The following is a 1,948-nucleotide window of genomic DNA, read 5'->3' as shown; positions in this document are numbered from 1 at the left end:
GGTATGGAAAAACCATGCTAGCGTTTGTGGGAAACGTTCTTAACAAGACAATTGAAATTTCAGAACTCCAGGATGGGCTGCACTCGCCAAAAGATGGGTCGTTAAACGAACTTTGGCTTGGCTCAATCAGTATCCAAGATTGTCTAAAGCGTACGAAATTGATGTAACAGCTCTCGAAAATAGGGTGATGATCACTCACAATGTATCTTTAAAAAATACCCTATCTATATGGAAATTTCAGGTTAATTTACTATTCAAATTCTTTCCAGAACACCCTTTACATTGTCTTTATTTTTCATTCTTTACGCTGTATCTCTGGGAGGTGTGCAGAAATGGCAGCAGACTTCTTAGCTCTGAGCGTATTAAATAAGTCTTCTGCATGGTAAGAAGAACGCGTTAAGGGGGAGGCGCTCACCATAAGAAATCCTTTTTGATACGCTCTTCGCTCTAAACGCTTATATTCTTCCTCTTCCACATAACGCACCACAGGATGATGACGGGGAGTGGGCTGCAGATATTGTCCGATGGTTAAAAAATCAACCTCCGCTTCCCGCAAATCATTCATGACTTGACTTACTTCTTGACGTTCCTCTCCAAATCCCAACATTAATCCAGATTTTGTAAAAATTCTTGGATTCAAAAATTTAACGCGCTTAAGTAAAAATAAAGAATGAAAATACCGCGCTTGAGGGCGCACCTGGGAATAGAGACGAGGAACAGTTTCAACGTTATGATTATACACATCAGGTTCTGCCTCTACAACACGCTCTAAAGAACCGGGCTTTCCCAAAAAATCTGGTGTTAATACTTCAATGGTAGTACCAGGATTAGTGGTACGCACTGCACGAATTACATTGGCAAAGTGTTGAGCGCCTCCGTCAGAAAGATCATCTCGATCTACAGAAGTAATGACAATATGCCGTGCTCGAAATTGTTGAACAAGTGCTGCGACTTCTTCCGGCTCATTTGTATTGACTGGCGTGGGCTTTCCGGTTTTGACATTACAAAATCGGCACGCTCTCGTACAAACTTCCCCAAGAATCATAACCGTCACATGCTTTTTACTCCAACATTCCGCAATATTTGGACAAGCCGCTTCTTGACATACAGTAGACAATCCAAACCGACGAACTTGCTCTTGAGTTTCTAAATACTCTGGAGTCAATTTTACCTTGACGCGCAGCCAGTCGGGTTTTTTAAGAGAAGACATAAGAAAACCGTTATTCTATATGGAATTCTTTCACGCTAACCCTAGCACACTCAAGCAGAGAAAAAAAGAGCATTTGTGAGGAATTTTTTCTTGATGGGGCGTACATTGGTATTTTCATTATTGGATAGAAAGATATTTAGGATTTTATAGAAAGACTATCTTCAAAGTCTGTTCGGATGTTCAAATAAGATCGTGAAGTAATAGAGGATCCAGCATAAGCGTTTTTCGTTGGGATATTTAAACAGAAGCACTAAAATATGCTGAAAAAAAGATACTCCACTGATGCAGTTTAGCGTTATGCAAAACGCAATTGTATAAAGCTAACGCTTCTTAGATGCATCAATAAGAGGACGTTTAACAAAAAATCTGATATCTGGTAAAAACTCTATTTTTATCAATCAAATGATTTTTTAATAATCAATCGGAAACATACTGAAAAGCCTTTTCTTTTTTGATAGAGTGTATAAGTTTACCATACATACTGGGAAGAGGTAAAAGTTTTTTCCCTAAATTAACTACTGTTTTAAAATACTGTGCTAAAATTTTCAAATTACAGTAAATCTGAGGTTTGAGCATTAAAAAAATGAAACAAGGCCTCGTACACTGTATCGTATTAAGTAATTTTACCCTTGATCTATCATTTAATATTAGCCAAAAATTATTCTATTGCGTCAATCAAGAGAATAGGGGGGGCCTACCTTGTATCCAATGCTTTCGATGCATTCTTTCGTATTTTGG

Annotated in this window: 1 protein-coding gene; it reads right to left on the bottom strand. The window is 38.1% G+C overall.

Annotation, left to right across the window (positions count from 1 at the left end; all coding sequences use genetic code 11):
• Positions 1–295: 295 nt before the first annotated feature.
• The gene (gene lipA, locus HCUR_RS00945) at positions 296–1,210 is read right to left on the bottom strand and encodes a lipoyl synthase (protein WP_104206343.1); all 915 of its coding nucleotides are present in this window, start codon (positions 1,208–1,210) and stop codon (positions 296–298) included.
• Positions 1,211–1,948: the final 738 nt, after the last annotated feature.

The organism is Holospora curviuscula, assembly GCF_002930195.1.
Taxonomy (GTDB): Bacteria; Pseudomonadota; Alphaproteobacteria; order Holosporales; family Holosporaceae; genus Holospora; species Holospora curviuscula.
Note: the sequence above shows the minus strand (reverse complement) of the source record. Positions and strands in the feature narration are given on the sequence as shown.

Excerpts from the sequence above, each read along its gene's own strand:
- lipA (WP_104206343.1), bottom strand. The coding sequence starts at position 1,210 with ATGTCTTCTCTTAAAAAACCCGACTGGCTGCGCGTCAAGGTAAAATTG.